Origin of the sequence: Brevibacterium sp. RIT 803 (genome assembly GCF_016892625.1) — a bacterium.
Taxonomy (GTDB): Bacteria; Actinomycetota; Actinomycetes; order Actinomycetales; family Brevibacteriaceae; genus Brevibacterium.
This window is the reverse complement of the sequence record NZ_JAFEMW010000003.1, coordinates 563,082-587,585: the sequence shown is the minus strand read 5'-3', so window position 1 is coordinate 587,585 and position 24,504 is coordinate 563,082. Positions and strand designations below refer to the sequence as shown.

The 24,504-nt window shown below is 57.6% G+C and carries 26 protein-coding genes; 15 read left to right on the top strand and 11 right to left on the bottom strand.

Annotated elements, in window-relative coordinates; all coding sequences use genetic code 11:
- Nucleotides 1-1,177: 1,177 nt before the first annotated feature.
- From JTF07_RS13025 to JTF07_RS13010, 4 genes are all read right to left on the bottom strand, one after another.
- Nucleotides 1,178-1,717, bottom strand: a complete 540-nt coding sequence (locus tag JTF07_RS13025) for a pyridoxamine 5'-phosphate oxidase family protein (protein ID WP_353843961.1) — start codon at nucleotides 1,715-1,717, stop codon at nucleotides 1,178-1,180.
- A gap of 6 nt (nucleotides 1,718-1,723) precedes the next feature.
- Nucleotides 1,724-1,939, bottom strand: coding sequence for a hypothetical protein (locus JTF07_RS13020; protein WP_069601250.1), 216 nt, complete (start codon nucleotides 1,937-1,939; stop codon nucleotides 1,724-1,726).
- A gap of 409 nt (nucleotides 1,940-2,348) precedes the next feature.
- Nucleotides 2,349-2,582 carry a hypothetical protein gene (locus tag JTF07_RS13015; protein ID WP_143924579.1) on the bottom strand — a complete coding sequence of 78 codons (234 nt, stop codon included), beginning with the start codon at nucleotides 2,580-2,582 and terminating at the stop codon, nucleotides 2,349-2,351.
- Nucleotides 2,583-2,910: 328 nt separating this feature from the next.
- A complete protein-coding gene (locus JTF07_RS13010; protein WP_143924580.1) occupies nucleotides 2,911-3,384 on the bottom strand; it encodes a DUF2505 domain-containing protein in 474 nt (157 codons plus the stop codon).
- Between the two features lie 106 nt (nucleotides 3,385-3,490).
- Here JTF07_RS13010 and JTF07_RS13005 point away from each other — a divergent pair, with 106 nt between their 5' ends.
- Nucleotides 3,491-3,838, top strand: coding sequence for a DUF3263 domain-containing protein (locus JTF07_RS13005; protein WP_252199779.1), 348 nt, complete (start codon nucleotides 3,491-3,493; stop codon nucleotides 3,836-3,838).
- Nucleotides 3,835-5,349, top strand: a complete 1,515-nt coding sequence (locus tag JTF07_RS13000) for an SDR family oxidoreductase (protein WP_353843960.1) — start codon at nucleotides 3,835-3,837, stop codon at nucleotides 5,347-5,349. The genes JTF07_RS13005 and JTF07_RS13000 overlap by 4 nt, the downstream gene beginning before the upstream one ends.
- A 130-nt stretch (nucleotides 5,350-5,479) precedes the next feature.
- On the opposite strand, the gene JTF07_RS12995 is transcribed toward JTF07_RS13000, so the two are convergent.
- On the bottom strand, nucleotides 5,480-6,877 hold the full coding sequence (locus tag JTF07_RS12995; RefSeq protein WP_143924581.1) for an MFS transporter: 1,398 nt from the start codon (nucleotides 6,875-6,877) through the stop codon (nucleotides 5,480-5,482).
- Nucleotides 6,878-7,482: 605 nt separating this feature from the next.
- Between JTF07_RS12995 and thpD the strand changes: the two genes are divergently transcribed.
- The 3 genes from thpD to JTF07_RS12980 all read left to right on the top strand — a co-directional run bounded on the left by thpD (nucleotide 7,483) and on the right by JTF07_RS12980 (nucleotide 9,429).
- Nucleotides 7,483-8,385 carry an ectoine hydroxylase gene (thpD, locus tag JTF07_RS12990; RefSeq protein ID WP_213018810.1) on the top strand — a complete coding sequence of 301 codons (903 nt, stop codon included), beginning with the start codon at nucleotides 7,483-7,485 and terminating at the stop codon, nucleotides 8,383-8,385.
- An 86-nt stretch (nucleotides 8,386-8,471) separates the two neighbouring features.
- The gene (locus tag JTF07_RS12985) at nucleotides 8,472-8,861 is read left to right on the top strand and encodes a DUF2267 domain-containing protein (protein WP_204234661.1); all 390 of its coding nucleotides are present in this window, start codon (nucleotides 8,472-8,474) and stop codon (nucleotides 8,859-8,861) included.
- Nucleotides 8,862-8,976: 115 nt separating this feature from the next.
- Nucleotides 8,977-9,429, top strand: a complete 453-nt coding sequence (locus JTF07_RS12980; protein WP_502710965.1) for an SRPBCC family protein — start codon at nucleotides 8,977-8,979, stop codon at nucleotides 9,427-9,429.
- A 239-nt stretch (nucleotides 9,430-9,668) separates the two neighbouring features.
- Here JTF07_RS12980 and JTF07_RS12975 read toward each other — a convergent pair whose 3' ends face one another.
- The 5 genes from JTF07_RS12975 to JTF07_RS12955 form a co-directional block, all read right to left on the bottom strand.
- Nucleotides 9,669-10,379, bottom strand: a complete 711-nt coding sequence (locus tag JTF07_RS12975; RefSeq protein WP_143924585.1) for a glycosyltransferase family 2 protein — start codon at nucleotides 10,377-10,379, stop codon at nucleotides 9,669-9,671.
- Complete coding sequence (locus JTF07_RS12970) at nucleotides 10,376-11,734, bottom strand: PIG-L family deacetylase (protein WP_353843967.1); 1,359 nt, start codon at nucleotides 11,732-11,734, stop codon at nucleotides 10,376-10,378. Before JTF07_RS12970 ends, JTF07_RS12975 begins: the two co-directional genes overlap by 4 nt.
- A gap of 34 nt (nucleotides 11,735-11,768) precedes the next feature.
- Entirely contained in the window at nucleotides 11,769-12,827 is a 1,059-nt protein-coding gene (locus JTF07_RS12965; protein ID WP_204234659.1) for an acyl-CoA dehydrogenase family protein, read from the bottom strand.
- Between the two features lie 181 nt (nucleotides 12,828-13,008).
- A complete protein-coding gene (locus JTF07_RS12960) occupies nucleotides 13,009-14,100 on the bottom strand; it encodes a hypothetical protein (protein WP_252199778.1) in 1,092 nt (363 codons plus the stop codon).
- A gap of 40 nt (nucleotides 14,101-14,140) precedes the next feature.
- Complete coding sequence (locus tag JTF07_RS12955; RefSeq protein ID WP_204234658.1) at nucleotides 14,141-14,806, bottom strand: TetR/AcrR family transcriptional regulator; 666 nt, start codon at nucleotides 14,804-14,806, stop codon at nucleotides 14,141-14,143.
- 263 nt (nucleotides 14,807-15,069) lie between these two features.
- Here JTF07_RS12955 and JTF07_RS12950 point away from each other — a divergent pair, with 263 nt between their 5' ends.
- The 10 genes from JTF07_RS12950 (at nucleotide 15,070) to JTF07_RS12905 (ending at nucleotide 23,150) form a co-directional block, all read left to right on the top strand.
- Nucleotides 15,070-15,381, top strand: coding sequence for a YflT domain-containing protein (locus JTF07_RS12950; RefSeq protein WP_204234657.1), 312 nt, complete (start codon nucleotides 15,070-15,072; stop codon nucleotides 15,379-15,381).
- Between the two features lie 48 nt (nucleotides 15,382-15,429).
- Nucleotides 15,430-15,702 (top strand): GlsB/YeaQ/YmgE family stress response membrane protein, encoded by a 273-nt coding sequence (locus JTF07_RS12945; protein WP_143924589.1) that lies wholly within the window; start codon nucleotides 15,430-15,432, stop codon nucleotides 15,700-15,702.
- Between the two features lie 61 nt (nucleotides 15,703-15,763).
- A complete protein-coding gene (locus tag JTF07_RS12940) occupies nucleotides 15,764-15,961 on the top strand; it encodes a CsbD family protein (protein ID WP_143924590.1) in 198 nt (65 codons plus the stop codon).
- A gap of 101 nt (nucleotides 15,962-16,062) precedes the next feature.
- The gene (locus JTF07_RS12935) at nucleotides 16,063-17,505 is read left to right on the top strand and encodes an alpha,alpha-trehalose-phosphate synthase (UDP-forming) (RefSeq protein ID WP_204234656.1); all 1,443 of its coding nucleotides are present in this window, start codon (nucleotides 16,063-16,065) and stop codon (nucleotides 17,503-17,505) included.
- The gene (locus tag JTF07_RS12930) at nucleotides 17,495-18,940 is read left to right on the top strand and encodes an MFS transporter (protein WP_252199777.1); all 1,446 of its coding nucleotides are present in this window, start codon (nucleotides 17,495-17,497) and stop codon (nucleotides 18,938-18,940) included. The genes JTF07_RS12935 and JTF07_RS12930 overlap by 11 nt, the downstream gene beginning before the upstream one ends.
- 95 nt (nucleotides 18,941-19,035) lie before the next feature.
- A complete protein-coding gene (locus JTF07_RS12925) occupies nucleotides 19,036-19,389 on the top strand; it encodes a hypothetical protein (RefSeq protein ID WP_204234655.1) in 354 nt (117 codons plus the stop codon).
- Nucleotides 19,390-19,432: 43 nt separating this feature from the next.
- The gene (locus JTF07_RS12920; protein WP_204234654.1) at nucleotides 19,433-20,485 is read left to right on the top strand and encodes an iron-containing redox enzyme family protein; all 1,053 of its coding nucleotides are present in this window, start codon (nucleotides 19,433-19,435) and stop codon (nucleotides 20,483-20,485) included.
- Between the two features lie 247 nt (nucleotides 20,486-20,732).
- Nucleotides 20,733-21,011 (top strand): CDGSH iron-sulfur domain-containing protein, encoded by a 279-nt coding sequence (locus JTF07_RS12915; RefSeq protein ID WP_143924594.1) that lies wholly within the window; start codon nucleotides 20,733-20,735, stop codon nucleotides 21,009-21,011.
- 536 nt (nucleotides 21,012-21,547) lie between these two features.
- Nucleotides 21,548-22,636, top strand: a complete 1,089-nt coding sequence (locus tag JTF07_RS12910) for a carboxylate-amine ligase (protein WP_204234653.1) — start codon at nucleotides 21,548-21,550, stop codon at nucleotides 22,634-22,636.
- Between the two features lie 343 nt (nucleotides 22,637-22,979).
- Nucleotides 22,980-23,150 (top strand): hypothetical protein, encoded by a 171-nt coding sequence (locus JTF07_RS12905; protein ID WP_252199776.1) that lies wholly within the window; start codon nucleotides 22,980-22,982, stop codon nucleotides 23,148-23,150.
- Between the two features lie 267 nt (nucleotides 23,151-23,417).
- Here JTF07_RS12905 and JTF07_RS12900 read toward each other — a convergent pair whose 3' ends face one another.
- Nucleotides 23,418-23,981, bottom strand: coding sequence for a GNAT family N-acetyltransferase (locus JTF07_RS12900; RefSeq protein ID WP_204234652.1), 564 nt, complete (start codon nucleotides 23,979-23,981; stop codon nucleotides 23,418-23,420).
- Nucleotides 23,982-24,504: the final 523 nt, after the last annotated feature.

Genomic DNA, 24,504 nt, shown 5'->3' with positions numbered 1-24,504 from the left:
AGAGAAGCGCCGCGATTTGTGCTGGCGATTCGTTTCATTTTGGGTGTTTCGGAATTGAAGCGTTGGTACTCATCGAACCTCCGATGCATTGATGTTGATTTGTTGACCGTATGATGCACTCGGATTCATCCGTGAGAGAAGTTTTCGAAACCCGGGTGATCTATTTGTCACGTTAGGGGTAGTCCACGGTATCCACAATCCTCTTCTAATAAAGCGCAAAGCGTGGTAAACGAACATGTGTGTTTGATTCACCCAGGCACAGCGCAGTCGGGGAGTGGCCGCCAGATGCGACGTCGCTGACCGTCACGAAAGTCGCGCGATGCAGGCACGAATCCAACGATGAATGTGGAGGCCTTGACTGCCCGGACCCCGGTGAATGAACGAGACACTTGCAAGTTACGCGAGCCCTTGATGATCATGAGTTTTAGGACGAAATTGCTTGCCGACGCACACCAGGAGTGGCACAATAGGGTTCCCTTAAGAGAATAGGCCCGTGTCGCTGTATAGGTGCAGCGAATTGAAGCCGATAGTTTGTTCTGCCTGCACACGTAGGTCTCGCGTTCATTAAAACTCCAATGAAGGAGGAACCAAGTGATTTCACTGCGTGAGAACAGTTCAGCCGGCCAGGAACGTGAACCGAGGCGGCCATTGTCAGCTGCTTCAGGGCCCGTTTCCGAGCAAGCATTGCAGCGACTGCATGGTGCAGGGATCAGCTGGAGCCACTGGATCGACCGGTGGTTTCCAGGGGAGGCGTGGCAAGGCGATTCGTGTGGATGCCCGGATATTGCGTGCATCGATTTCTTCCACTCACGCGAGGAAGCATGCGGGTGTCTGAACACATGGATTCGCGAATACGAATTAGACCGTCTTGGCGCAGTTCGTCAGCGAGTTGCCTCGGGACAGTCGGGCAAGTCGCGTGTGCCTGCCAGCGGGAACTGTGAAACGACTAAGTGTCGCGGCTCGGTCACTGTAGAAGGAAGCCGAGACGCCCAGATCCACCAAGGTCTTCTCCATTAGCCCCGGCTTCACAACCACCCTGGGAACAGGGGCGATGCCGGGGAACTGACTGACCGCCCCGTAACCCAAGACATAGTCGTCGTGCCGCAACGCTCGTCCGGTCCCGTCGCCAGCAATTCTACGTTCATGGCGAGGTGGCGGTCAGCGAACGGCTATGCATCTAGATGTCGAGCTTCTTCGACTCACCGTAATCAGGCTGTTGACCCTTCACTCGAGCCTTGGCCATTTCGAACGCGTACCTCACTGCGCCGCCGTCACTGTTCCAATACTGTGCGGACTCCGCTTCAATCTTGAGTAGCGCCACTCCGGGCGTATCCACGCCATCGGGGAACCATGCCGACAGTGGCGGTCGCCACAGCTGCTGTAGCTTCTCTCGGTCCTGGACGATACGCCCGGTTCCCGCCACCGACACCCATGTGCCTTTGGTTTGGAAAGATGCATTGGCTTCGGACTCTTCCCTGAGCTGGTCAGCCTGCGATGAGTTCTGTGAGAAGACGAACCACAGATCACCATCGAACTCAGTTTCTTGAACGGCCATGGGGCGACTGACGAGCTTGTTGTCGTGTGAGATCGTGGTGAGCATCGCGAACTCAGCTTCAGCGATCATGTCTCTGAGTTTTTCTAGTTCTGCCGGGTCTGCCTTTACACCAGGGTCTGTGATTGCTTCAGGGTCTGTCTTTGGTGTCCCTCCACCCTGCACGGTGTATCAGTTTTCTTCAGTCAGCTGCAACGCGATCCCGATCGCGAAAAATGTTGGTGCCCAGTGTCCGATGAAGATTCCCCACCTGTCTGCCTGGGCTTTGGAGTCTCCGGATTTTCCCCGACTGGTTGTCCATGACACCAGCGAGGCGCCAATGGAGACGAAGCCTGCTGTGTAGGCGTACTGGCTCTTGATGCCCATGTCGCTGAGTTTTTCGATCATGATTACACCGTTCCTGTTCGGGGGTGAGTATTGAACCGTATGGCTAAAAGCAGTGCTGAACGTCGATTGCAAGTCAACACAATGCCGTATTCCGAGAGTAACCATGTTTCGTTAGCCTGGCTAGCGGCTGTGCGAACCATCTTGCAGGCAAGCAAGGGAATTTCGTGCAGTGAATCGATTCGATTCCCCCGCCTGAGGAACGGTGTTCGAGAAGCGAACTTTCTTATCGCCGTGCCTACTGGGTTCTGAGACTTCGACTGTCTCAGCCACACCGCTTTTTCATTTTCAGGCAATATTGCTCATCGCTGCCGCTGACTTCGCTGTCGAAGGCGGTGGTGGCACAGAAGCCGATGAACGGTCAAACAACGTTGTCTCTAATACTGGTGACTAACACGTGCTGATTACGCGACTACTGGCCTTCGGGCTCAATCTGGTGCGTCTGATCAATTGCAGTATGCGATCCATCAGGGTTGCGATACAGCGTCACCCCTTCACCATCGGCGGCTTCCTGCGCCCGGTCTTCGACAGCGTCTTCGGTGTAGCCAACTTGCGCGCCGTCATCGAGGTCTGATGTGCCGCCCAGTTTCTCCGTGGTCTCATCGAGTTTGGCCGCGATATCGCGCAACTTCTTCTCTGTACTCATGCTGGCTCCTTTCGAGGGACTTCATCCTAGCGTGTGTTCACTCGCCGGCGACTGTATGCCGGCCTTGTGCGCACAGCATCTCCAGGCACGGGAGCTCGTTCCCGCGGTTTTCGTGACTGTGTACTCATGCTTGAACACAGCCTGGGGATATAAGGTCCCGGGCTATGCCGCTCCGCCTGTTTGCCCAAGCCTCGACGGGGTGAGGACACCGTGAGCACAGGGGGGGGAAGAGATGTGAAGCCGGAATGTTGTTCGCCTGGCAAGCGAAAAGAATGGGACGTATTTCACCAGATCCCTCGTGACATGACTCAACCCATCTGAGGCTGGCCTAGAGAGTCGGGAGGTGATCAAACCTTGTGGAGATCATCGACTCGATATGAGGGCGAGCACCTGATTCGATCGCGCGGCCAACGAATGGTAGCGAAGACGCAATCTCGATCAGGGCATGAAGGTCAGTGCAGTCCTCGACGTCCCGGACCAATGAAATCTCCACATGGACATCGATGGCAATGCCGGGGACTTCTGCTTCGATCTCCACGGTCGCTTCATCATCAGTCTCGGAGACAGGTTCGGAACTCACGTGTTGGACAACTCTGGCATCGGCACCCACAAAACTCTGTGCGGCCGCCGGCAGCAGGTCGCGTGCTAAAGGCATCGTGGCCGTCAGTCGAAGCCCGTCGGCTCGGCCCGACAGGATCTCCACGCTCGATCCGTCTGCACGCCAAATGTCCTTATCGGCGAGCACATCGAGAATCTGCGCTGGCCGCAATGCTATTTTGCGTTTCAGCTCCGCTCGTTGCATAGGCGCAAGTATGCCATGCCGAGCACGACCGATCGATGGCGCTGTTGTGTCTTCACATTCGGCAGGGACCAACCAGCATCAGGGGACCGCTAACTGAGGCGCAGCCATGGGTGACATGCACCTATACTTTCAGTATGTCTCAGGCGAGGTGGCAGGGCCGATGATTGCTGGTGATGCACAGCAACTCTCTGCCCATGATCGGATGATTCTCGATGTCGAGCGTGTTTCACCGACGCCTGCCGCTCGACGCCTCTTGTGTGATCGCATTGATTTGGCCCCTGAACGCTACGACACCGTGCTTCACGGTTTAGCTGATACTGATGCGGCATATTCGTATGCTCCTGAAGTCGTTCGCACAGTCAGACACTCACGATCTGAACGATTTCGCTTCTACCGGCGGGCGGGCCGCTGGAAGACCTGGGACCACATTGTCGAGAAGGGAGACCCAACGTGAGAGACAAATCACTGCCAGACGAGTTCATTCCCCACACACAGCACCCCCGTCAGGTTTTGGTCTTGGGAGCGACCGGGTACGTCGGTGGACGCTTAGTTCCGCGGCTTCTACAGGCCGGTCACACAGTCAGTGTTGTCGTACGCTCTCCCGACAAGCTCGAGACAGTACCCTGGGCCAGCGATGTCACGATCTTCCGGGTCGATCTCGATGACGGACACGGTTTGGTCGAAGCCATGGCCGATATCGACGTCGTCTTTTACCTGGTTCATTCAATGAATTCCGGGAGTGATTTCGAGTCTCGTGAGGCACTCGCTGCCACTCGTGTCGCCGCCGCCGCAGAGTCCGCTGACGTCAGGCGAATCGTGTATCTGGGCGGACTTCACCCGGACTCGGATTCGTTGTCTGCCCATATGCGCTCACGGGCCAAGGTGGGCCAGATTCTCCTCGATTCTTCCGTTGCCACGATCGTGTTCCAAGCCGGGATCATCATTGGATCAGGATCGGCATCGTTCGAGATGGTTCGTCACTTGGCCGACGAACTACGGTGGATGCCGGCACCGAATTGGGTCTCGAATCGAGTCGAACCTCTCTCCATTCGAGATGTCCTCTATTACTTGGTATCGGCCGTTGATGTCACAGCCGAGGTGAATCGGTCTTTGGACATTGGTTCACGTGACGTTTTGACCTACGCCGACATCATGAAGACTTTTAGTCGAATCGCGGGCCTGAAACCACGGCACGTGTTGAAACTACCGCTTCCTGCCCCCACGTTGTCAGGAATCTGGGTAGGGTTGGTCACGCCTTTGCCGTTGAACTTAACGCTACCGCTGGTGCAATCGTTGCAAGAAGATGCGGTGACTCAAAATCGGGCGATTGACTCGGTCATTCCTATCCCACCAGACGGACTTCTCACCTACGAACAAGCTGTGAGATTGGCTCTCCGCAGAGAACAGGAAGGGGCAGTCGATACGAACTGGGATGCCGATACCGGTGACCTGAGCCGCGCGGCCAGTGCCCTTCCCAACGATCCGCAGTGGGCGGGACGACGCATGTATGAAGATGATCGCACATTCTACTTTTCCGATCTTCGTGCCGATCAATTGTGGAAGATTGTTGTCGCCATCGGTGGCGACCACGGGTGGTACTCATGGCCCCTGGCGTGGAAGATCCGAGGTCAGTTAGACAAAATCGTCGGAGGTGCTGGTCTCAACCGTGGTCGCCGCCTTCCCGACAGTCTCAGGGTGGGAGATCCGGTCGACTGGTGGAGAGTCGAGGAAATGGAACCGCCTTCGCGGTTGCTGTTGCGTGCGGAGATGAAGGTGTCCGGTGAAGCCTGGCTCGAGTTCATTATGGCAGACGATGAAGATGGTTGCTCGTTCCGACAGCGAGCCATGTTTATCCCTTCAGGGATACGTGGGCGACTCTACTGGGCGTCGGTGTCTCCGTTCCACCGGGGCATTTTCCCCAATATGGCCAACAACATTGCGCAGGCAGCGAGACGATTCGCATGACAGGCAACGAATCTTGCCGCGGCAATAGTGTGAGCAAGGTTGGTGCAGATGCTCAGTGGCGGACATACTGTGTCGGTGGTGTCTGCTGTGTCCTCAACTATTCCGTGGACAGCATTCTTCGCCGACATTTTCAGGCCGGCACAAGATGCCGATCGCGGTCGACTTCTGCCAAGGGCCTACCCGCCATATTGCGTGCCAGGAACAGCGTCGGCACGCCGGCCACGACGACGATGACGGTGGCATAGATCGCCGGAGCCAGCGTCAGGCCGGTGGAGGACATCAGTGCGGTTGCAATCAGCGGGGAGAGTCCGCCGAAGAGGACCGTGGCCACGTTGTAGCCGATGGCCATTCCGGAGAAGCGGCTGGTGCCGGTGAACTGCTCGGGGACCATGGCCGCTGCCACAGCACTCCATCCGGCGGCCGGCACCGCGAGGAACGCCACGCCGAAGATCGCGACGCCGGAGTTCCCGTCGGCCAACAGCGCGTAGGCGGGAATGGTGGTGAGGATGAAGACGGCCATGAGCACCGCCAGAGTCTTCTTGCGCCCGAAACGATCCGAGGCGATGCCGAACAGCGGCGTGATGACGATCGCCACGACGGCGGCGATGGTGCCCAACGCCAGTGACCCGGAGTTCTTCACCTGGGAGACCTCTTCGATGTAGGTCGGCACGTAGGTGATGTTGAGGAAGTAGCTGACCGATCCGATCGAGGAGATGAGGAACGCGACGAGAATCGCGCGGGGCTGCTGCAGGAAGGCGATGAGGAGCGGGGAGCGACCACGTGAGACCGCAGGCTTGTCACTCTTCGCATTCTGCGCCTGCTTCGTCTTCTCCGCTGCCTGCAGGCGTTTGAAGGTGTCGGTCTCCTCCATCATGCGACGCAGCGGGATCATCAGAGCCGCGAGGAGAGCACCGAGGATGAACAGGACGCGCCATCCCCAAGTGCTCATCGCCTCGGCGGACAGGGTGCTGGCCAAGAATGCTCCCGACCCGACCGCCAGGAGGGCACCGACCTCGCTGTTGGCCGCCGCCCAGCTGGCTGCGAGCCCGCGGCGCTTGCTGCCGGCCGATTCCATCAGGAAGACCATGATGCCGGTGTATTCGGCACCGACGGAGAATCCGGACAGGCAGCGGAAGAAGACCATGCCGATGCCGGCCCAGATGCCGATCGTGTCATATCCGGGCATGATGGCGATTCCGAGCATCGCGACGGCCATGAGCACGGCAGAGACGACCAGTGCGGACTTGCGGCCGACCCTATCGCCGAGGTGGCCGAAGACCATGGCGCCGAGCGGTCGGAACAGGAAGCCGGCGGCTCCGACACCCAGGGTGAGCAGGAGCGAGTCAGGCCGATCGCCGAAGAACTCCTTGGTCAGGATGGTGGCGACATAGAAGAAGATCGAGAAGTCGTACCACTCGACGATGGTGCCGAAGGCCGCGACCAGCATGGACCGACGGCGCCCTTTCTCTTGCTGCGGGCTGGGGCTTGCTGCGGGGTCCGATGGGGCCTGCGGTTCGAAATCTGACATCGACGATTCCATTTCTTAGGGAACACTGCGATTGTATTGTCTGAGACTACTCCGACATTTGTATTGACGAGGAAAGATCCCACAGTACTCCCGCATGAAAGTCGGGTTGCATCTGGAGTCGTGAAGAAGTGACTGATCAATCCTCCGATGCCTGTCTGATCAAAGATCGTCTGTGCATTATGTGAGGCACGAAAACCTTCAGCTCAAGAAGCAACCGAGAGGGAACGGTAAATCAGAGAGCCCCGAGGCCTTCCGTGAAGCCGTGCTTGTTGTATTCGCGGGTCGCGACGATGTCGCTCGAACATCGCAGAGCACGGTCACTCATCCACACAGCCACAACCTAAGACATAAGGCGCTTCCGGACACCGCGACCTGTAAATTCTGGCCTCCGCTGCTTGCCTGCGTGTCGACGGGCTTCACTCGTAAGGGGTGTTGCCAATGTAAACATGGTTGGTAGCGTAGCTGTTACTGGCGAGATCGTTCTGGCCACCTGGGAAGAAGTCTCTTGTCGGGAGCAAGGAATTAAGCTCCTCAGATTTGGAGGCATAAGAGCCCCTGAGTTCTCTTCCTCTGGTTCGAATGAGTCCACGGCAGAAAGGATGACAATGACTACCACAGCATCAACAGTGCAGGATCTTTATCCCACTCGCACCGGCGAGAGAACTGAAGTCCTCGATCGCAGGGGTCCGATCGCCTTCGGTTCGGCCGAACAAGGGCCCCTCGATGCGGCGACCCTGCGACACTACGAGGACAAAGGGTATCTCACCGTCGACGAGCTCATCTCGCCTGAGGAACTCGAGGCGTTCCGAGCCGAGCTTCATCGCCTAGCCAACGATCTGGCGATCAAGGCCGACGCCGCTACTATCGTTGAGCCGAAGTCTAACGAAGTCAGGTCGATCTTCGATATCCACCGCAGCAATGAGATCTTTGCCAAGATCGCCAACGATCCCCGGGTGATCGCTCGCGCCCAACAGCTGTTGGGGTCCGAGGTCTACATCCACCAGAGCCGCATCAACTACAAGCCCGGGTTCGTGGGCAAGGAGTTCTCCTGGCACTCCGACTTCGAAACCTGGCACGCCGAGGACGGCATGCCCGAACCGCGTGCAGTGAGCCTGTCATTGTCGCTGACCGACAACTACTCGTTCAATGGGCCGCTGATGATCATGCCCGGTTCCCACCAGCGCTACATCAGCTGTGTCGGCGGAACCCCGGAGGACAACTACAAGAAGTCACTGGTCATGCAGGGCGCAGGAACACCTGACCCGCAGACACTGAGCAACTTCGCCGATGAGTACGGCATCGATGTCCTCGAAGGCCCCGCTGGCGGTGCGGTCATGTTCGACTCCAACTGTATGCACGCCTCGAACGGCAACGTCACACCGTACTCGCGTTCGAACATCTTCATCGTCTACAACTCGGTGGACAACACGTGCGTCGAACCTTTCGCCGCACCGAAGCCGCGCCCCGAGTTCGTCGGCAGCACGGACTTCACTCCGGCCGGTCTCTAAAAGCTCCGTACCCGAGACATACTCCTCCACGGAGCGCTCGTGCCACCAGAGCGCTCCATCGCCGGACTAAACGAAAGGTGAAGCTAATGAAATATGATGAACTCATTGCACAGGTACGTCAGACGGCTACGACGTTCGAAACCAATGAGCAAGCCGAGAGTGCGACGCGGACCGTACTGACTGAGTTGGGAAAACGTCTGGGCAACAACGAAGCCTCCGATTTGGCCGCTCAGTTGCCGCCGGAGCTCAAAGACATCCTCACCGACAACAGCGATAATAGTGGCACCGTCGACGACCTTGACGACTTTCTCCGCCGAGTTGCCGAACACAAAAAGGCAGGCACGACGCCCGAGGAGGCACTCGATCACGCTGCCGCCGTCTTTTCGACGTGGGCACAGTTCGTGTCCGCCGGCGAACTCGACGACCTCAAGTCTCAGTTGCCAGCGAGTTTCTCACAACTGCTTAGGGCTGATTGAGCTGTCGACCGCGACATCAGTGGCGGGCATCGCGCACCGAGAAGACGATGCAGTGATGCGATGCCCGCCAACCGAGTAGAACCATGAGCAGAAGAGGCTAGAAATGACAGACACTATGATCACAGCGTCAAGAACGCTCGACGCGTCGACTGACTCAATCTTCGACGTGCTATCTAACCCGGAGAACCACGCCCTGATCGACGGGTCAGGAATGGTGCAATCCGATGATAAGACTGACCGCATCACCGGGGTCGGGCAAGTCTTCAGCATGAACATGAACTGGGACAAGCTTGGCGGCGACTACAAAACCGACAATCACATCATCGGCTTCGAACAGAATAAGCTTCTGGCATGGAAGACCGCGCCCAGCGGTAAACAGCCTCCAGGCTGGGAATGGGTCTGGGAACTCACCCCCCAGGGCCCTGACGCCACTGAGGTCAAGGTCACCTACGACTGGAGCGCTGTGACCGACAAGGAGATCCTAAAAAAGATCAGCTTCCCCGTCATCGGGCAAGAAGCGCTTGAATCTTCCCTGGGCAACCTCGCCTCTGCAGTTGCTGAAGAATAAACACACCGCGACACACGCCCTGGCAATTCCGGCTCGTGATCTTCTCGGCACTCAAGCCGAGCAGATCACGAGCCGGAATCGTCTCCGCTGGACCAGATGAACTCCCAAATTTTTGGGCACCTATATTTCCTCAGCAGTAGAGGAACTACTGAAAGTAGCAGCACCCGGCGAGTCATCGGCCCGAGCGTCTGGCTTGAGTCCAGGTGCCGCGAATTATTCAGTGAGCAGTGTGGGGAGTCTCATAAGAGACTCTGCATATAGGCGTTGAAGCCTCCTCGGACTCGCCCCTCCAGACGCGCGGAGGTGAGAACTCTGCACGCATCGGTGCGTCTCACAATGCCCCCAGCTTCGAGTACCGCAGCAACGATTGCCGTGTCTTCCCCAAGCGCAAGCTGCGGTATTCCGTCGATGATTTCGAGGTAGGAACCGCGAAGGCCCAAGTTCGCACCGAATACATGAGGGTGATCCTCGAACAGTTCGTGGCGGGAGTGCCATTTCGCGATGAGTTCTGGAGACCCTGTATCAGGTCTGGGAGAAACAGTGCCGACCAGGCAGTCCACTCCTGCTCGTGCCAAGCCAATATGTGTCGCCACCCAGTGGTCGGGGACCCTGCTATCGGCATCAGTCAAAGCGATCCACGTCGAGTCGAACTTGGCGTTGCAGTCGGCTCCGACCATCTGCATGAAGTAGTTCCAGGCGAAATTCCGCGCGAGACCGACGTTCTTGAACGACGTGGTCAGTGCCGTGACGTGTGGATGCTCACCGGCAAAACCTTCGACGAGGCCCAGCGTGCCGTCAGTACAGGCGTCGACAACGACGAGGATCTCATATGAGAACTGCGCAATCTCTGCGGGCACCTGCGCAAACGATCGTGTCACCGAGTCGAGACACCCAAGAATTTCTTCTTCCTCGTTATAGGCTGGGATTATCACGCCCAAGTGCACGATCATCTGGTCGCTCTCTCAGGCTGGGCCTCAGCGTCTTTGTCGACAGTCACGATATCGAGACGGTATTCGGCCTCGGTGCGAAACTCGATCCGAGGCCGGTTCCAGTAGCTCAAGCACGCGTCGTGGACTTCATCGGCACTGAGAGGCCAATCTTTGATTTCACCCTTCCAATGACAGAGCACGAGCACGAATCGCGATGGGGTCGCTCCGTCGATTCGTTCCAACGTTCGCAGCAGCTGTGAATGTGTCAGGTAGAAGCCAGTCTCGGACAGGACGACGCAGTCGAAATGTCCTTCCGGCCACTCGAATGGGACAGTGGCATGGACGAAATCGATTGTTGTGGGGGCTCTCAGCAGATGTTTCGCTGTTTTCAACGCCTCGCAGCTGGCATCGACAGCTGTCACTTTGGCACTGCAGGCTACGAGATCTCGAGTCAAGGCGCCGACTGAACATCCGATCTCAAGAATGTGGGAGAACGAGTTCGACGGAAGCTGGGCGACAAGGGTCTCGCGTTTGTCAATTTCGTATTTAGATTCCCACACCCTCCAGGGATCCGAGCGTTCCTGATGCACATCATCAAACACGGTTGACGCAGTACACGCGTCGTTGACTGCCGGACCTATTCCATCCTCGCCAGTGCCTGTCCACGTCGATCTAAAGTTCGTGATGACAAACGTATCGCGGCCGCGAGCAAAGTGCTCCAAATGGGCGCTGGTGAGGATCGCTTCATCCCCACAGTGATCCGACAGCGGCCGTGTCTGTGACTGGTAACACGCCAATAGTGCGTTTCGGTCAAGACCTCTCGGATCGGGTAAGACGTTCCAGGAACGCCATCGAGAGTCTGTGGGAGCGGCCCAGTGCCAGAACCAGATGGGATACTCAAGCACCACGGCATGACTTGATCGCCCGACTTCCAAGGCCGAAGCGCCCACTGCCTCGTGATCACAGTGCCCGTCCAGGCTGTAGGGAGCGATCAGTGTCACCGGCCCGAGCGATCGCGCAATTTCCTGTCGAATCGCGTCCTGGATCTGGTCTGTATATTCGGGCAGTTGACCGTCGGGTAGAGCGAGAAAGCGGCTCGAGTGCGCCTCGTTGAGGATGCTCAACGCACGATCGAATTCCTCGATGCGAATACTTTTAAGTATTTCACGGGAATGTGTCGGCGAATCGGGGTGCGAGTTCTCGCCTGCGCTGAAGAGTAAGACGGACACCTGGCAGTTCCACTCATCGGCACGAGACAGCAGGGCAGCGGCACCGAGGGCCTCATCATCTGGGTGTGCGGCAAGGACAATGATGGTCCCGCCCTCGATGACTGTACCGTCGGGCACAACCGGAAGCTCGAGAACTCCCGCCTGCACCCACGCCTCTTCTTGTACGCTGCGGTCTCGGTGGCTAAAGCCCACTGGTACCTGATTCACTGCTGATGTCCTCGCCGAGGGCTGCTTCGTCTCGAGGCCCGTGATGCTGACTGAGGTAGACGGTGAGATCGGCATCAGCTTTCGCAAACGCTGCGTCACCCGTCAAAGCTGCGGGCCCGGCGAGTTCTTTGCTCAGCAGCTGAATACGTTGGACACTGCGATACACAGTGTTGCGAACTCTCAGAGCCAGCCTCCACGCCTCAGCACGCGAGAACTTGTAGTCTCCATCCGCGGCGGTAGCGGCCTGCGACAAGATGGTGCGGACCGCGAAGACCTCAGCATCAAGCTGACCGAGCTGCATTTCGCCCATCGGCGACGGACCGGTCCGCCTCAGATGGACTTGGGCAGCACTCCGTGCCATTCCTAAGGCTCCACCGAACCAACAGGCTGCCACTCGAATTCCGCCCCACGCGAAAGAGGGTCGGTCGAGATACCAATTAGGTGGGCCAACACTCGTCGCCGGTGCGCGGTCGAAGGCCACTGAGCCGCTCGGGATCTCTTTCAGGCCGAGACTCGGCCAGGCGCTTGTTTGCGGTCGCACCCGAGGGTCTCTCAAATTCACTGCGCATGCTCGGTTGCCGTCACTGTCGCTGGCGATGACGATCGCATGGGAGAGTTCCGTGGCCAGCGAACACCATGCTTTCTCGCCGATAAGGACGGTTTGAGCACCGTCTGCGGTCGCAGTGACGCGATGTGTGGGAAGATCAGCCGCGTACACTCCCCAGGCGGAATGTGGGTCAGGTGCTTCGTGGCCGGCTTCGGCGAGGATGCCGAGAGCATCGACGTGAGGTTCAAGCATGCGAGCGACGCCGATGTCGATCGCGGCAATCTGAAGCAGCCTTTCCCACTGGTCGGTGTGGGATGTTTGCCCCGTGAGTTGAAGAAATCGGGCAAGTGCGGTGATCTTTTCAACTGTGGGCGCATCGCTCGTGACGAGCTTGGTGAGATTACCCCGGAAGGCAGGCGCGTCCCACCACGGGTCGAGTGGCGATGTGATGATGCGGGGCGAGGTTGTGTCGAATTGTGTATCCATGTCACGTCCTTTGGGGAAAGCAAGTGTGTCGGAGCTCGGAGTGTGGTTAATGTGAGGGAGACCTTCGGGTGCGATGGCTCTGAAAATGCTTGCATCTCATGTGTGCACGGATACTGAATCTCGTCTGCTTCTACCTCTATACGTTGAAGTTCAGGTTCGCCAGAAGTGAGGTGGATTTCAGCTAGCTGTTTTCGGCAACATCATCGGAATCTGTGCTGTTGTCTGTGTAGACTCGTTGCCGCAACCGCTGACCATGGGTCAGCCTTTGCACGTCGGCATCAGTGTCGAAGCTGGCCCCGATGCCGCCGGCGACCACACCCATCGCTGCGCTGAGCCATGCGATATCGAGGTAGTTGGCAAATGACGAGTCCTGTTGAATCTGTTGGGTCATGAATTCGGGATCGATGACGACGAGGCCACCTAAGAGAATAAGGACGACCAGAGTTGCGTAGAGAGCGATGACGGTGGTCAGGAGTGTCAGGACAGTAGAGAGGTTGTAGTACATGACCACCGTCGCCAGTCGTTCACTGACCGGTCGATCCCAGAGTTTGTGACTGACGATTAACCAGGCGACCATGACGAGGATGGCGACAGCGCCGATTGACAGTAGCCGAAGGGTGGACAGGTAGGTCGACATTTGCCAGATCGAACTGTAGAAGATGCCGAATGCTCCGGTAGCCGAGGCTGCCGCGAGTGCTCCAGAGAGCTTCGGAGCCGTGCGCCAGGGCTCGTTGGCAATTGTCATTCCCAATATCAGTCGCGGGCCTCCGGTGACGGTGTGAGCGTGCAGGGACTGATGGTGGGAGTCTTCATTGTTCGACCAGTTGGACCACCCGAGCAGAAATTTGCGAGTGGTGGCTTCGGGGTCCCAGGGGACTAATTTGTTGACCGAGCTCATCATGACTTTGATGATGCGGCGCTTGGTGGCCCAGGCTCCGAGTGTGGGGCAGGAGACGACTGCAAGGTTGCGGTCGGAATGAACCTCGGCGATCAGAGGATCGCCCTGGCTGTGGCGCGGTATCTCTGTGAGAATCAGGATGATGTTGACGTCAGGGTAATCATCGCGAAGGTCATCAACCGCGCCCAGGGCCAGTTCGCGCTCGGGGGTCAGACGAATCGTGTCGGTGAGAGTGTGCAGTGTCGTCGTGACCCCATACGCCTCGCGTAAGTAGCGCTCCAATGTCGTGTGGATGGAAGCAGCTCGCCGACTGGGCAGTCCCGGATCAGCAACGAGCAACACCTGAAGAGCCTGAGATCTGGTGTCGAGCATCATGGTCCTCCGCAGCTCGAAGGACGAGCTGTTTCGAAAGTGGTCATTTGGTCAGAGTCGTGCGGATGCGTTCGATGAGATCATCGAGGGCATCGTCGAACTCCCGTTGAGAATGATCTTGACCCAGGAGCGCGCTGAGCCTGGTCACTGTTGGGTAGTCCGACAAGTCGGCTTCTTTGTGCGCACCTTCGTCGCCATCGAAGCCAATCACGTGGTCGAGGCCGGTGGAATGAACCTGCAGCAAAAGATCGCCGATGAGGAAGCTTGTGAATGCTTTGTAGGCGCTGACTGCATTTTTATCGGAGAAACCGAATCGTTGCAGTGTGGAGAGAAATTCTTCGACCCATCGCAGACTGCGCAATGGTGGCCGTAACCATGGAGCCTCTGAAGGTTGAGTGGCGATCAACGGGAAGATCTCGGGGTGTTCGCGGGCTAGTTGCAGGGTCGAGTTGGCGACGCGCTGGAGGTAGTCCTCCCATGACGTCGGTGTCTCGATCATCAGGTCATTCGCGAAGAGATTGTCAATGAGGTTGGCGACCACGCCCTCAAGGAGATCTTCACGTCCCGAGACATGACGATATAGGGCCATCGCCTCTACCCCGAGAACGTCGCCGAGACGACGCATAGTGAGGGCGTCGAGACCATGTTCGTCGACGAAAGCGATGGCTGTGAGCACAATGTGGTCTCTGGTGAGGCGTTTCTGGGCCATGGATCCCTCCCTGCCCGATTTCGTGGCGCTGTTCCTGCTCGAGCAAACAACTGCTGAGCACCTACAAGCAGTCTATGCGTTTGCGTGCCGAAGACGTAACCCCCCTTTCCGTTGCGCTTACGGTGTAAACATGCCATGGTGGACGACGGTACCAGTAAGAGGCCTGCAACAAAAGCGAGCTGGTTTAGATGAGGGTAATCATGGTCGCGCCGGCACCCGGCCTCTGCTAGCCTGATTACGCCGTAAACATTAAGGAGAAACACATGAAACCTGCAGTCAAGGAATTCCAAGACGATACTGAACTCATGGCCGAAGTCAGGCGCCAGGCATCAAACGGGATCTCCAAAGACGATCTGTACGTCATCTCACATGACGATGATCGCACCGAGCGCGTGGCAGATGCTGTTGATGCGAACGAGCCTGACGACCTCAACGAGCTGGTCGGAACCCTATACACCAAGAAGGGTGAGGAGCTGCGAGCGATTTTCGAAGAGTTCGACTTCAGCTCCGATGAAGCCAGCAACCTCGAAGAGAAACTCGACCACGGCAAAATCCTGTTGCTGATCAACACCTAAGTGCTTGGTCCAACTGATCAATCGTCACAACTGACTAAGGAGAACTGAATGGGTGTAATCGCGTACCTGGTGCTCGGACTGATCGCAGGAGCTATCGCCAAAGCGATCTTACCGGGCCGTCAGGGAGGAGGGTTGATCGCGACGCTGATCCTCGGTGTCGTCGGCGCTCTCATCGGCGGCTGGCTGGGCGGACTGATCTTCGGAGAAGGAGTTGGCTCATTCTTCTCGCTATCGACATGGCTCTGTGCCATTGGTGGCTCCATCATCGTTCTTTTGGTGTGGGGCCTGTTGACAGGGCGCACACGGACGGCGAAGGCATAGCCGATCCCACCGGTAGCATCGGACGCTTTTGGCCGATGTAGTGAAATTGAAAGGAAAAGCAATGAACGAAAATTCTCATAAAGCAGAAGAAATTAAAGGTAAGGCGAAGACCGCTGCTGGCAAAGCCACTGGCGACAGGAGTCTTGAAGCCGAAGGAAAAACCGATGTCGTCCAGGCTGAAGGAAAACAAGCCGGCGACGACGTCAAGAACACTGCCCGCGGGGTCGCTGACTCGCTTAGAAACGGTCCGAAACACTAACAGTGTCGGTTCTGGGGGATGGGACATCAGTTCCCATCCCCCGGATAACTGCCTAACGCGACAGGTCCGGCTGAGGCCTCAACGAAAGAGAGGATGCTGAAATGCCACCAAGACACGACGGCCAATCCTTCATCGTGATGGCCAACCGCCTACCCGTGGATCGTTGCAGAGACTCGTGGCACACAGCACCGGGAGGCCTCGTCTCAGCGTTGGCGCCGATTGTGAAAGCCGAAAGCGGCGCATGGATCGGCTGGCCGGGGACCTGCGATGAAACAATTGAACCCTTTTCAGCAGACGGCATGCACCTTTTCCCCATTCCACTCAGCTGTGCAGAACATCGCCAATACTATGAAGGTTTCTCCAACTCTGTTCTCTGGCCCCTCTATCACGATCTCATCGTCGCGCCTCAGTACCGGCGGGACTGGTGGCGCACCTATGAGGCCGTCAATGCCAGGTTCGCTCAGGCTGCGATTGAAACAGCGGCATATGGGGCCACCATCTGGATTCACGATTATCAACTGCAGCTCGTACCGCGGATGATCCGTAGTCAGCGTCGAGATGTGCGAATCGGCTTCTTCAACCACATTCCCTTTCCCCCAGTCGGGCTGGTAGGACAACTTCCGTGGCGCGAGGCTGTTTTGGATGGGCTGCTCGGGGCCGATGTCATCGGTTTCCAACGCGAGTCCGATGTGAGGAATTTCCGCGATGCGAGTCAAAGGTTTCTCGGTATCGACCCCGATCGGGTCTCGAACGTCATCGATGCCTATCCCATCTCAGTCGATGTTGATGCGATTCGTGAAGCAGCTGAATCTGACTCGGTTGCTCGACTCTCCCGACAGATTCGGCACGATCTCGGTAGCCCCGAGGTTCTCATGCTCGGTATCGATCGACTCGACTACACGAAAGGCATCCCGCAACGCCTCCGGGCCTTCGAGGAGCTCCTCGAAGACGGAGTCCTGGCCCCGGAAACAACAATGTTGACTCAAGTGGCTGTGCCCTCACGCGAAGGAATCGGGGCATATCAAGACCTACGTGATGAAGTCGAACGCCTTGTCGGTCGCATTAATGGCCGCTTCGGTACGCTCGAGCGAGGTGTAGTTCAGTATTTTCATCAGTCATATTCGTTTGAAGCCACCATCGCCTCCTACCTCGCCGCAGACGTACTTCTGGTGACTTCCTTGCGCGATGGAATGAACCTCGTCGCGAAAGAATTCGTCACAGCGCGCCAGGAGCGAGGTGGCGCTCTCGTTCTCTCAGAATTTGCGGGGGCCGCCGATGAGCTTGACCGAGCCGTCATCGTCAACCCGCATGACATCTCCGGGCTGAAGAATGGAATACGTGAGGCTGCCAACCTCACCGGTGACGACGCTCACGATCAAATGGCGGCGATGGCTGGAACTGTCGAAGACCATGATGTCCACCAGTGGGCTCAAAGCTTCCTTAACGATTTACAGAACCCAGTCAACGCAGGCTTGCCGTTCCTGAAAATATCCACTGGGAATACCACCACAAATCTGCAAGAGGTGAAACACGTTGGCAGATGAAGCATCACACGACACTCAGGACTATCGGGTGCCCACCCCCGATGGCATCGACATAAGCACGATGGCGCCTGGCGAGAAGCGGACCCTCAAACGAGCGATCGGCGGATCGGCCCTCGGCAATGCTGTCGAGTGGTTCGACTACGGCGTGTACTCCTACGTGTCGGTATACATCGCTAGCGCCTTCTTCCCCGGCGAATGGGGCGTCGCCCTGACCTTTGCGACCCTGGCTTTGTCGTTCGTCTTCCGCCCCTTGGGGGGACTCGTTCTCGGGCCCTTGGGAGACAAGGTGGGCCGTCAGCACGTGATGGTCCTGACCATCATCTTGATGACGATTCCGACCACACTCATTGGTATCCTCCCTAGCTACTCCACGCTCGGGGCATTTGCACCGGTCCTATTGCTGTTGTGCCGCATGGTCCAAGGCTTCTCCACCGGCGGCGAGTACGGCGGTGCCGCCGTCTACATGGCAGAATCGGCACCCGACAAGCGCCGGGGCTTCTGCGGGTCGTTCCTCGAACTGGGCACCCTGGCCGGAACAGCCTCGGCGGCGCTGGTCTGCACTCTTCTCCTCATCATCGTCGGCAGCGACGGGATGGAAGCCGGTTGGTGGCGACTGCCCTTCCTGCTGACCCTCCCCCTCGGTGCCATCGCCCTCTGGCTGCGGATGAAACTCGATGAGCCCGAGGCCTTCTCGAAGACCACCTCTGAGCAAAAGGCCAACAGAAAACCGTTCCGGGAGCTGTTCACCGGGTACAAGAAACAGATCCTCATGCTCATGGCCTTCGTCGTGCTGCTCAACGTCGGTCAGTACATGGTCCTGACCTACATGCCGACTTACCTCAGCAGCATCCTGGGCCACTCCGAGATCACGAGCAACTTCATGCTCGTCGGGCTGCTGGCGGCCATGATCGTCCTCGTCAGCCCCCTGGGGCGACTGACAGATTCAATCGGACGCAAACCGGTGCTCTACACGTCAGCGATCGGGTTCATCGTGCTGTCTGTACCCGCGTTCCTCCTCATGCAGGCGGAGGGGCGCGGTCTCCAATTCCTCGGTCTGGGCATCATCGCCCTCCTCCAGGTGATGATGCAGTCCTGCGTCTCGGCCACTCTGCCGGCGATCTTCCCGACCCAGGTTCGCTTCTCGGGCTTTGCCATCGGCTACAACATCTCGACCGCCATCTTCGGTGGGACCACGGCTGCGGTCAATTCCTTCGTCATCAAAGCCACCGGATTCGATCTGTTCCCCGCCGTCTATCTCGTCGCAGCGGGAATCATCGGCCTAATCGGCATCCACTTCTTCAACGAAACTGCAGGTCGTCCCATCCATGGCGACACTCCGCCGGGTTCCGAAGACGAGGAGCTTGCCAAGATGGGCTACGAACTCATCGGCTTCAATAACAACAACGACGATGCAGAGGCCCAAGACACACGGTGACCGAACCCGCAACTGTCATCATTGACACCTCACGACAGCCCTACCTGTTCTCACCTTTCATAAGACGCGATACACCCGACCATTGGAGTGATGCGATGTACACGATGCTCAACAACCAAGAATCGTCAAAATACGATCTCTACCTTCCCGGCAAGCTCGTCGCAGCACTTCATTACAAGCTCGAAGCAGAAGAGAGCGAGATCATGCTCATCTACTGCGAGGCCATCGAGACCGAGGAAGCAGCCCACCACTGCACAGAACTTATGCGACTGGCGGCCGAAGACGTCAAAAGTCGCCGCTTGAAGCTCACCATCACATGCCCCATCGCTCTCAAATTCATGGAAACGGGAAAAATCTGCCGCTCAACCGCAGCAGTGTCTTCCCGTATGGTTCATGATGACCAGGTCTCGAGTGCCGCCGGGCAGAACCAGCTGAATGTGCCCCAATGATACGTACGAGTTGCCATCATGTTTTTCATCAGGAGGCATTTCAATGAAGACACATTCGATCAACGACCCTGCTCCCAGCGCCCGTGGTCCTGCCAGCGCGGCCTTACTCCGCGTCCTCACCACTCCTACCGAGAGGACAGGTCCCGAGTTGAGCGTCCTGGCGGACACCGTTGAAAGAGCCCTTGGGACTACCGAGGACATCCTCACCGACGATGATCTGCAGCTGACGCTTTATCTGTTGTACCTCCTGCACTACGGTCCAGTCGACTTCGTTCACGGTGATTGGGAGTGGGACCCGGAACTGATCCGCGTCCGAAAACAGATCGAGGTCCAACTCGAGGAGGTGTTGCGATTGCGCTGCCCGCTCCCCACCGTACTGCCCGTCAACGGCGAGGAAGTCTCCGAGGCTTTGTTCTCCATGACCGCCGATGCGGCTCGACCGACTTTGGCTACGTGGGCGGCACGGCATGCAACTGTCGAACAGCTTCGCGAGTTCCTCATCAACCGATCCATCTACACTCTTCGAGAGGCCGACCCCCACACTTGGGCGATTCCTCGATTGAGAGGGCGGGCGAAAGCGGCGCTAGTGGAGATCCAGACCGATGAGTACGGCGGCGGTGACCCCGAACGTGTTCACGCGGAGATCTTTGCCCGCACCTTGCGCAATTTCGATTTAGACGATCGACCAGACTCCTATCTCGATGTTGTGCCGGCCGTCATTCTCAACTCGGTGAACACCATGAATCTCTTCGGTCTCAACAGATGTCTGCGCGGAGCCACCATCGGACATCTCGCAGCCTTCGAAATGACATCGTCGATCCCCAACAAGTATTACTCGAGAGCATTCACCAGGCACGGGTACGGGGAAGAGATCACCCGGTATTTCGACGAACACGTCGAAGCTGACGCAGTCCACGAGCAAATTGCTGGCAGAGACCTTGCCGGAGGAGCTGCCGATGACGATCCGCGGCTCATCGCCGACATCATTTTCGGTGCCTCGGCCAGTTTGTTCGCCGATGGCCTCAGCGGTGATCACATGCACGAAAAATGGACCACCGGGCAGACCTCATTGAGGCACGTGCAAGAGGGACGATGACATCGCCAAAGGTATCCACTCCAATTCTGGGAGCGAACTATGTCCTCTTAGTTACTGTTGGATTTTTCGCATTTTTCATCGCCGAACCCGGGCGGCGTCGGTCCAAGAGCATACCGAGGTTCCCGGCTAGCGTGCGTTGTGCGCATGGATAACCGTTGCTGAAAGCACGCGAAGGCGTCACATACTACGAGAAAAGACTTCCTACCGCTGCGAACTCGGTCCGCAAGCTCCGGAGAGGGCAAGCTTCATGAAAAACCAAACCACACCGGTGACCATCACGCTATGCCCTGACGGTCCGCTACTCGTGCGAGGCGAATTCTCCATAGCACAGGCGCCAGGACGAACCCCAGAACAGCCGGACAGACAGGTGGTGGCATTGTGCCGGTGTGGAAAAACAGGGATAGCGCCCCTTTGTGATGGTTCTCACAAGCTGACCAATTTCCGAGCTCCTGCACCACAAGACTCGGAGACGGCAAAACACGAGGGAGGGAAACCCGTGGCAGAACACGGACCACGACGGTCTTAACGCTGTCCCCAAGGAAGCACGGGACGACAATGCTGAAAGGCCGGGAACCAGCAACGGTAGCCACGAACACTAGGACGAACTCGTCGACGAATGGGGCGAGAAGTCGTTTCCCAGTAGCGATCCTCCAGCCTACTACTGATGTTGGAGGATGGTCAGTAAGAGCCTCACAGGCTCGACGGGGCATCAGGATCAGCGATGGCATGACTCGACAGGGATCGCGTGCAGCCAAAGCAATAGAGACTCCACTTAGCCGCGATGCACTGTGGTTCAGGCTCTCCTGGCCACTCCAGCCGAATGCGACAAAACGATGAATATGGCCACAGATCTCAGGAGAGTAGCAGCGCGCTAGTTGCCTCACTGTTCACAGCAAGCTTTCAGCCCCGGGCTTGATGGAGACTCTCAACCTAGTAATACCAAGGGCGCCCGGGGGTATGGTTTCCGGATGTGCACCTCCCACCAGAATGTGAATCATTTCGCCCCGCTGGACACAAGATTGGCCCATTCTTATTAGCAAAGTGCGGATCCGAGGAGGCCAGTTGTCTACTTTCGGTATTGAGGAAGAATTCATCCTCGCTGACCGTTCTACCTTGTTGCCTGCTTCTCCTACAAAACAGCAGAAGAAGGCATTGATGGCGCTGTCGTCGCACAGTGGCCGGGTCACTACTGAATGGCTCGACTGTCAAATCGAGTTTGCCACTCCGGTGCTGAGAACTGCCTCGGAAGCCTTCGAATCACTGCTTGACTTCCGAAAGAAGCTCTCTAGGACAGCCCATGAGCTTGGCTTCATCGCCACGTCGCTGGGAACTGCGCCTCAGATCGCGGGTGCCCCACCCGCCATCAGCGAGGGTGAACGCTACCGTGAAATGGCTACACTTGCACCGGCTATTGCGGCTGAGCAGTTCATCAATGGCATGCATGTCCACGTCGGTATCCCTGACAGGGAATCCGGTGTACTCGCGCTCAACGGTATGCGCAGGTGGCTGCCTGTGCTCACGGCACTGAGCGCCAATTCTCCTCTGTGGCGTGGCGCCGATAGCGGTTTCGCAAGCTGGCGATCGATACAGTATCGCCGATGGGTGATCTACGGTACTCCTCCCCATTTTCACAACGCCGACGATTACGATTGTCACCTCACAGCACTTCAACGTTCGGACCTAGTGGACGATGCGGCCATGGTGGGGTGGCTGGTTCGGTTGTCGCCACGTCACCAGACCGTGGAGATCAGAGCCTGTGATGTACAACTTCATGCAGAAGATGCTCTCACGCTGGCATTGCTCATCCGTGCCCTCGTTAACGCCGAGATCGAGAGCCCGCTTGCGAACGCGGTCCCTGCTGAACTTATCGACGTCGCCCATTGGCAAGCTGCGCGGTTCGGATTGGCAGGCAAGCTTATGGACGCTCAGGCCCAGAATAGTGTGCCCGCGGCCACTGCGGTGTGGACCATGTTCGATCGGGCGCTCCCGGACCTGCTTCGAAGCGACGACAAGGTACGTGTACGGGCGGGAATCCGGCGATTGCTGCGATTCGGCACCGGGGCCACCCGCCAGCGCGAAGTCTTCGCAAGAGCGGACCTATTGGGGTTGCTGAATTACTCCAGTAGTCGCTTGGTTGCCCACGATACGTAGGTTTCCGAGAACTGCCCAGCTCCAAATCAGCGTTGGGTGTGATGTCGACCTGTCCGTGCGAAACAGTTTCCAGCGAAGCGCGGCATCGCGCAACTCACAGGTCACGAGGCAGTTCGGTGAGGAGGCAGTTTGATGCCGCAGATCGCCCGTACGTCACACGATCGAGAGTGAAACGAAGGCTTCGCCCCTCGTCGTCGCTGGTGACCGACTCATTGCAGGTGACCCTGCCGCGGCGTCGACGTCACTTAGGCCAGCCCGGAAGCAATATACTCATCAAGCTTCCCAACATCCCTGGCTGCCGCTACAGCGAGTGCTTCGGTCGGATCCTCAAGATGGATGACCAATGCTGGGACATCATAGGCTCGACCCGCACATATCGTCTCGCCGCCGTCTGCTCGAGCTGTCGGGGAAGAAGGAGATCGGAATGTTGGTGCCTGTGGTCGTATTCGTGCTCCCGGTGACCGTCATCTTCGCTATCTTTCCCTCACTCACCATCCTCGACCTGAGTCCATGACCTGACCCGGCGCGGGCTCTCAGCCTGGTCCTGCCACCGTCTGATGGCCTCACCATCTGATCACCCCGCAAACCGATTGCACCGCAGAAGGAGACACCATGTTCCACCACCTGATGAACCGATTCGCTGTGTTCGTCATCGGCTTCCCAACTGATGACCCAGATCGCCGGGGCGAGCGCCGAGGTGATCGACCGGGCCGCGGTGACGTTCCCGGCTGGGCGCTCATCACGCTCGTGAGTGTCCGAGCACACACCTGTCTGACCCGGTCTATAGTTCGATCACCATAGTCCAGACTGTTGGCCCGTTCTCGATCTCGGTACGGTGAGTAACTACGAAGCCGTGGCGTTCATAAAACCTGACGTTCCTTGCCTCAGAGGTCTCCAAGGAGACTCGGGAGAACGAGGACAAGGATGCCCGCTTCAAGGCTTTCTCGATTATCGAAGAGCCCAGTCCTTGGCCAGCGCTTTCCGGACGTACCCCGATAGTGGCGAAGTTCCACGATTTCTCCGGATGTTGCGGTAGCTGCGTACTGAACACCAATTCGCCGCGTTCGCCCATGAGATCTGCGATCTCTGCCTGCAAAGCCTCGGCAGGTTCGGAACTTTCAGGCGGCAGCAGCGCAGCCACACCAGCAAGGTCATCGCTAACCAGTACAAGGCCCTGTTCGACCGCATGAGTTAGGTAGATGGCCTGCAACCGCTTCAACCGAATGGCGTAATCATCTTCTGGGATACTCCACCTGGTCCAAGGATAGTTGTCGAAAGCGATAGCGAGCGTCCTCGCTGATTCGGTGATATCAACGGCCGCAGCAGTACGTATATTCGTGGTCACGGTCTTATGCTACGAGGTAGTTTACCCCTGAGTCGATCTCGGGTTTGTGGAGCGCGGGACAGGCCACCTTGGAAAGTTACAAGTTCACAACAGTCGTTTTCGGTCTCTGCATCATAGCGATGCGACTGTAGTATCTATCCATGAAATCGTCGAGGCAGCCCGTAGATTCAGAGCGCCCCGACAGTTCAGTAGTCCCACGCCTCACTTCGATTCCTCGCCACCTTGAAGAGTGGCTCGACAATTTCTTTGACGGTAGCCCCACTGTCCGCTTCACCTGCACGCCACGGTTCTACGATCGAATGTACTTTCGACTCCGAGAAGCAGCCGATTCGCACGGCTACGATCCCGACCTCATTGTCGGTCTCGGTGGCGCTCTCGAATTTCGACGCCGTCAACCGCAAGAGGACCAGCAGCCTACGAATGCCCAGGAACCGGTGAGCGAAGACGCACGCTCACCGGGCGAAGACGACGAACCTGAAACAGCACCAGAGCTCACTCCCGCCGAATACCTTGCACGCGCTGA